Consider the following 6998-nt stretch of genomic DNA (forward strand, 5'->3'; position numbering starts at 1 on the left):
GGCCGCGGCGGGCGGTGCACTGCCGGGTGTGAGCTCCACGACGCACCTCCGCAGCACCCCCGCCCGGGAGGGCGGGCAGGGCGGCGGCAGCTGGCTGACCGCCGTCCTGCAGCGCGGCGCCGATCCCGACCCGGCGCTGCCCTGGCGGCCCCGCGGCGCCGGGGAGCGCGCGTGGACCGAGCGCGACGTGCGCGACGGTCTGCTGCGGCGCGTCGTCGGTGACGTCGTGGTGGGCGCCGACGTGCCGCTGGAGCTGCCCGTCCGCGCCCGCGCGCTGGCCCTCCTGGTGCCCGCGGGCGGTGTGGTGCTCGCCGGTGCGGCCGCGTGGGTGCACGCGGGAGCGCCGCTGCCCGCCCCGGCTCAGCTGCTCGTGGGCGGTGTGCGCCTGCCGCCCGGCGCCGGGACGGGGTTGCCGGTCACGGCCTCGCGGGTGCGCCCCGACGAGCGCGACGTCGTCGCCGTGGCCGGGCTGCTGCTGACGAGACCGGCCCGCACGCTGCTGGACGTGGCCCGCACCAGCCCCCACCAGGCCGAGCGGGTGCGCGAGGCGCTGGAGGCGGCCGGTGCGCTGGAGGCCGGAGCCCTGGCCGAGGCCGCCGGGCGCGCCCGCGGCCGGGCCCACGTGCGGACGGCCCGCGAGGTGCTGCGGCTGGCGGGGCCGGCCGCGCCGGTCAGGGCTTCTGCTGCTGGCGCGAGGCCATGACCCGGTACGCGTCGAAGACGCCGTCCACGCGGCGCACGGCGTTGAGGACGTGACCGAGGTGGTTGGGCTCGGCCATCTCGAAGGAGAACTTCGACAGCGCCACCCGGTCCCGGCTGGTGCTCACCGTCGCCGACAGGATGTTCACGTGGTTGTCCGACAGGACGCGCGTGACGTCCGAGAGCAGCCGCGCGCGGTCCAGCGCCTCCACCTGGATCTGCACGAGGAAGAGGCGGGACTGCGCCGACGGCAGCGCCGTGGCCCACTGCACGTCGACGATCCGCTCGGGCTCCTGGCGCAGCCGCACGACGTTCTCGCAGTCCTCGCGGTGCACCGACACCCCGGCGCCGCGGGTGACGAATCCGACGATGGGGTCCTGCGGCACGGGGGTGCAGCAGCGCGCCAGCTTCACCCACACGTCCTCGGCGCCGCTGACGACGACCCCCGCGTCGCCGCTGCTGCGCCCGGGACGGGCCTGGCCGGGGGTGGTGGCCTCGGCGAGGTCCTCCTCGACGGCCGCCTCGCCGCCGACGGCCGCGATGAGCTTGTCGACCACGTGCTGGGCGGAGACGTGCTTCTCCCCCACGGCGGCGTAGAGCGCGGAGACGTCGCCGAGGTTGAGCTCGCGGGCCACGACGAGGAGGGAGTCGTGCGACATGAGGCGCTGCAGCGGCAGGTGCTGCTTGCGCATGGCGCGGGCGATCTCGTCCTTGCCGTCCTCGATCGCCTCCTCGCGCCGCTCCTTGGAGAAGTGCTGCTTGATCTTGTTGCGGGCGCGGGGGCTCTTGACGAACTGCAGCCAGTCCCGGCTCGGGCCGGCCCCGTCGGCCTTGGAGGTGAAGATCTCGACGAGGTCGCCGTTGTCGAGGGTGGAGTCCAGCGGCACGAGGCGGCCGTTGACGCGCGCACCCATGGTGCGGTGGCCCACCTCGGTGTGCACCGCGTAGGCGAAGTCGACAGGCGTCGAACCGGCCGGCAGGGGCAGGACGTCGCCCTTGGGGGTGAACACGAACACCTGGCTGGCGTTGATCTCCCAGCGCAGGTCGTCGAGGAAGTCGCTGGTCGCCGACTCCCGCTGCCAGTCGACGACCGACTTCAGCCAGTCCATCTCGCCCTGGCGGGCACCGCCGCCGCCGCTGGAGGTGGGGTCGTCCTTGTACTTCCAGTGCGCGGCGATGCCGTACTCGGCGCGCTGGTGCATGTTGTGCGTGCGGATCTGGATCTCGACGGGCTTGCCCTCGGGCCCGATGACCGTCGTGTGCAACGACTGGTACATGTTGAACTTGGGCATCGCGATGTAGTCCTTGAACCGGCCGGGCACCGGGTTCCAGCGCGCGTGCAGCGCGCCGAGGACGGCGTAGCAGTCGCGCACCGAGTCCACGAGGACGCGGATGCCGACGAGGTCGTAGATCTCGGCGAAGTCGCGGCCCCGCACGATCATCTTCTGGTAGATCGAGTAGTAGTGCTTCGGCCGGCCGGTGACCGTCGCGCGCACCCGGGCGCTCTTGAGGTCGTCCTCGATCTGGGCCCGCACGCCCTGCAGGTACTCCTCGCGGGCGGGGGCGCGGTCGGCGACGAGCCGGACGATCTCGTCGAACACCTTGGGGTAGACCGTCGCGAACGACAGGTCCTCCAGCTCCCACTTGATGGTGTTCATGCCGAGCCGGTGGGCCAGCGGGGCGTAGATCTCGAGCGTCTCGCGGGCCTTCTTCTCCGCGGAGGAGGCGGAGACGTAGCGCCAGGTGCGGGCGTTGTGCAACCGGTCGGCGAGCTTGATGACCAGGACGCGGATGTCCTTGGCCATCGCGACGATCATCTTGCGGACCGTCTCGGACTGCGCGGCCTCGCCGTAGGTGACCTTGTCGAGCTTGGTGACCCCGTCCACGAGCAGCGCGATCTCGTCGCCGAACTCCGCGCGCAGGTCGGACAGGGTGTAGTCGGTGTCCTCGACGGTGTCGTGCAGCAGCGCCGCCGCCAGCGTGGACGGTGTCATGCCGAGCTCGGCGAGGATGGTGGCGACGGCCACGGGGTGGGTGATGTAGGGGTCGCCGCTCTTGCGCCGCTGGCCGTCGTGGGCGCGCTCGGCGCGCTCGAAGGCCTTCTCCACCACCGACAGGTCGGCCTTGGGGTGGGTGGTGCGGACCGTGCGCAGCAGCGGTTCCAGCACCGGGGAGACGTTGGACTGCCGGTGCTGGCCGAAGCGCGCCAGCCGCGACAGCATCCGGCTCGCGGTCACCGGCCCCGGGGAGGTCTCCACCCCGCGGCGGCGCTCGGGCCCGTTGGGCCGGCCCGAGGCGGGTGGCCGCGGCGGCTGCGGCACGGGCACGACGGCGCCGGCGGGGCCACCGGCGGAGCCGGTGGTCGGGCCGCCCGTGGAGCCCGCGGTCGCCGTGGCGGTGGGAGTGCTCGACGGCGCGGGCGACCCGCCGCTGGCCGTGGCGCCCGTGGCGCTGGGACCGCCGGTGGGCGCACCCGTGGTCAGGGCGTGGGTCTCGGTGCCGTCGGCCATGCCGCTCCTCCGTGTGGTCCGGAGTCCAGTCTAGGTCGGCCGGGCACCCGCCGCGGTCCGAGCGCAGGACCGCGGCGCGCCACGGGTGGGCCGGCGGGTGCGCCCGCGCCCGCCCGGACGGCTCAGGGGGTCGTGTGCAGCGCCACCACGGGCCGGTCCCCCAGGCGCGGGCGGCCGCCGAGGGCGGCCAGCTCCAGCAGCACCGCGAAGCCCGCCACCTGCGCCCCGGCCTCCTCGACCAGCTCGCACGCGGCGAGCGCGGTGCCGCCGGTGGCCAGGACGTCGTCGACGACGAGCACGCGCCCGCCCGCCCGCGCCGCGTCCGCGCTGAGCTCCAGCACCGCGGTGCCGTACTCCAAGGCGTACTCGCGGCGCAGCACCGCACCGGGCAGCTTGCCGGCCTTGCGCACCGGCCAGAACGCCAGCCGGGCGCGTTCGGCCGCCGGGGCGGCGAGCATGAACCCGCGCGCCTCCACCCCCGCCACGGCGCTCGCCCCGACGGAGCGCGCGAGGTCGGCGAGGGCGGCGACGACGAGGCCGAAGGCCTCGGGGTCGGCCAGCAGCGGGGTGATGTCCTTGAACACCACCCCGGGCTTCGGGAAGTCCGGGACGTCGCGCACGCCCGCGAGGACCGCCGCCTCGACGCGGTCGGCGTCGGGCACGCGCAGCGGTGCGCTCACGCGGTGCCACCGCCACCGAGCGCCGGCTCCGGCTGCGCGGTGCGGCCCTCGCGGACGTCGGCCTCGAGGGCCTTGACCCCCGCCTCCCGCGAGCGCAGCACGACCAGCAGCGGCGTCGCCACGAAGATCGAGGAGTAGGCCCCGACGAGCATGCCGACGAAGAGGGCCAGGCTGATGTCGCGCAGCGTCCCGGCCCCCAGCAGCAGGTCCCCGATGAAGAGGATCGCCGCCACCGGCAGCAGCGCGACGACGGTGGTGTTCACGGACCGGACGACGGTCTGGTTCACCGCCAGGTTGGCCGCCTGGGCGAACGTGCGCTCGCGCGTGGCGAAGGCGGCGGCGGTGTTCTCGCGCACCTTGTCGAAGACCACGACGGTGTCGTAGAGGGAGTAGCCGAGGATCGTCAGGAACCCGATGACCGAGGCCGGGGTCACCTCGAAGCCGACGAGGGCGTACACGCCGGCGGTGATGACCAGGTCGTGGACCAGCGCCACCAGGGAGGCCAGCGCCATCGCCCAGGTGCGGAAGTACAGCGCCATGACGATGGAGACGATGACGAAGAAGACGACCAGGGCAGTGAGCGCCTTGTCGGTCACGTCGGCGCCCCAGCTCGGCCCGATGCTGGAGGAGGTCACGTCGTCGGCGGGCACGCCGAGGCGCTCGACCAGCTCCGCGCGGATCTCGTCGAGCTGAGCGGGGGTCACCGTCTCGGTCTGGATGCGCACGCCGTCGGTGCCGACGGTGGTGACCGTCGGCACGGAGCCGGGCAGCACCTCCTCGACGGCCTCGCGGGCGGTGTCCTGGTCGGAGCTGCCGCTGACCCGGAACTCCGAGCCGCCCTCGAACTCGATGCCGAAGGTCAGCCCCGGCTTCCACAGCAGCAGCCCGGAGACGAGGACGAGCACCGCGGCGACGAGGAACCAGAGCTTGCGGCGGCCCACGAAGTCGAACGAGGACTCACCGGTGTAGAGCCGGTTGCCCAGCTGTGCCATGCCCATCAGGCGTCGTCCTCGCTGTCGTCGCTGTCGCGCGGCCCGGTGGCCGCCCCGTCCCCGCTGCCTGCGCCGGCGCCGCTGTGGGCCTTGGCCCGCTCCTGGGCGCGGCGCTCGGCGACCGTCGGCCGGTGCGCCCCGTGGTGCAGGGCGTGCCGGGCGACCACGGAGCCGAGGTGCTCGGGGTCGAAGCCGGACCACTTGTGCCCGCTGCCGAAGAACTTCGTCCTGGCCAGCAGCGCCACGACCGGGTGCGTGAAGAGCATGACGATCGCCACGTCGACGAGCGTGGTGATGCCCAGCGTGAAGGCGAAGCCGCGGACGTTGCCGACGGCCAGGACGTAGAGCACGACCGCGGACAGCAGGCTGACCGCGTCGGAGATGAGGATCGTGCGCCGCGCGCGGTGCCAGCCGGCCTCGACGGCGGTCGACAGGGCGCGGCCGTCGCGGATCTCGTCGCGCACGCGCTCGAAGAAGAGGATGAAGGAGTCGGCGGTGACGCCGATCGCGACGATGAGACCGGCCACCCCGGCCAGGCTCAGGCGGAAGCCCTGCAGCCAGCTCAGCAGCAGCAGGACGCCGTAGTTCAGCGCCGCGGCCAGCACGAGGCTGCCGACGGTCACCAGGCCCAGCGCGCGGTACTGCAGCAGCGAGTAGGCCACGACGAGCACGAGGCCGACGACGCCCGCGAGCAGACCGCGCTGCAGCTGCTCGGTGCCGAGCGTGGCGGAGACCTGGTCCTCGGTCTGCACCGTGAAGGAGATCGGCAGCGCGCCGAACTGCAGCTGCTGCGCCAGCGCCTCGGCGCTCTCGCGGGTGAAGTTGCCCGTGATGTCGACGTCGTTGGTGAAGGTCTGGTCGACGCTCGGGGCGGTGACGACGAGGCCGTCGAGGACCGCGGCGAACTGGTTCTGCGGCGAGGTCAGCGTGGAGATGCGCGTGGTGAGCGCCTGGAAGGCGTCGGCGCCGGCGGCGTCGAAGTTCAGCCGCACGACCCAGCCGCCGGTGGCGAAGCCCTGGTCGTTGGAGGCCTGGGTCGCGATCGCGCTGTTGAGGTCGGTGCCCTCGATCTCGGCCGGGCCCAGCACGTACTTGGCGAGCCCGTCCTGGCTGCAGGTGACCAGCGGCTTGGCCGGGTCGTCCACGATGCCGCCGGTGCGCTGGGCGGGGTCGGAGCAGTCGAGGTTGGTGAACAGCGGGTACAGGTCCTGGATCGACAGCCACGCCTGGTCGCTGGCGTCGGTCGGGGAGGCCGTGGGGGTGCCCGTGGGCTGGCCCGGACCGGGGGTCGGCGTCGGGGTGGCGATGTCGGCCAGCGACGGCGGGGTGGTCGCCGCGGGAGCTGCCGGCTCCGCGGGCGCGGCCGGCTCGGCGGGCGCGGCCGGGGCGCTGGTGGGCGCGGCCTGCAGCGCGGCCGGGGCGGCGGCGCCGTCCGCGCTCTGCGTGGGCGCGGGCGTCGCGGTGTCCGCGGGCGCACCGGTCGGCGCGGCCGTCTCGGTGGGGGCCGCGGGGTCGACCGGCACCGCGCTGTCCGAGGGGGCTGGCGAGGCCGGGTCGGTCGGCGAGGCCGGGTCGGTGGGGGCCGGCGAGGCCGGCGGGGCGACGTCCTCGGCGTAGAGCACCACGCGCATGCGCAGCTGCGCCGAGGAGGAGATGAGGTCCAGCTGCTCGCGGGTCGCCTTGCCCGGGATGGACACCGAGATGTTGCGCCCGCCCTGGACCTGCACCTCCGCCTCGGCCAGGCCGGTGGCGTCGACGCGCTGGCGGATGATGTCGGCGGCGCGCTGCACCTGCTCCGGCGGCACCTCGGCCCCCTCGGTGGAGCGCGGCGTCAGCACCACCTGGGTGCCGCCCTCGAGGTCGAGCGCGAGGCCCGGTGTCCAGCGGGCCGTGCTCCAGATCGAGCCGGCCGCCACCGCTCCGAAGAGCGCGAGGACGACGAGGACCAGCACCACGAGGGTGCGGCCCGGGTGGGGTCGGCGGATCGGGGGGGGGGGGGGGGGGGGGGGGGGGGGGGCGGGGGGGGGGGGGGGGGGGCGGGGGGGGGGGGGGGGGGGGGGGGGGGGGGGGGGGGGGGGGGGGGGGGGGGGGGGGGGGGGGGGGGGGGGGGGGGGGGG

5 protein-coding genes are annotated in these 6998 nt (G+C 74.9%); 1 reads left to right on the forward strand and 4 read right to left on the reverse strand.

From position 1 onward, the window contains the following. The first annotated feature begins 28 nt into the window (after positions 1 to 28). Positions 29 to 703, forward strand: a complete 675-nt coding sequence (locus ACRYM2_RS11625) for a hypothetical protein (protein WP_432522521.1) — start codon at positions 29 to 31, stop codon at positions 701 to 703. Here the strand turns inward: ACRYM2_RS11625 and ACRYM2_RS11630 are convergent. The 4 genes from ACRYM2_RS11630 to secD form a co-directional block, all read right to left on the reverse strand. Then, the gene (locus tag ACRYM2_RS11630; RefSeq protein WP_432522524.1) at positions 672 to 3209 is read right to left on the reverse strand and encodes a RelA/SpoT family protein; all 2538 of its coding nucleotides are present in this window, start codon (positions 3207 to 3209) and stop codon (positions 672 to 674) included. The genes ACRYM2_RS11625 and ACRYM2_RS11630 overlap by 32 nt on opposite strands. Positions 3210 to 3331: 122 nt before the next feature. Further along, positions 3332 to 3889 (reverse strand): adenine phosphoribosyltransferase, encoded by a 558-nt coding sequence (locus ACRYM2_RS11635; protein WP_432522526.1) that lies wholly within the window; start codon positions 3887 to 3889, stop codon positions 3332 to 3334. Beyond that, positions 3886 to 4887: a protein translocase subunit SecF gene (gene secF / locus ACRYM2_RS11640; RefSeq protein ID WP_432522528.1), complete on the reverse strand. Its 1002-nt coding sequence runs from the start codon at positions 4885 to 4887 to the stop codon at positions 3886 to 3888. The genes ACRYM2_RS11635 and secF overlap by 4 nt, the downstream gene beginning before the upstream one ends. Then, complete coding sequence (secD, locus tag ACRYM2_RS11645; RefSeq protein WP_432522530.1) at positions 4887 to 6833, reverse strand: protein translocase subunit SecD; 1947 nt, start codon at positions 6831 to 6833, stop codon at positions 4887 to 4889. The genes secF and secD overlap by 1 nt, the downstream gene beginning before the upstream one ends. Positions 6834 to 6998 lie beyond the last annotated feature (165 nt).

Source organism: Kineococcus aridisoli, assembly GCF_050871885.1.
Lineage (GTDB): Bacteria > Actinomycetota > Actinomycetes > Actinomycetales > Kineococcaceae > Kineococcus.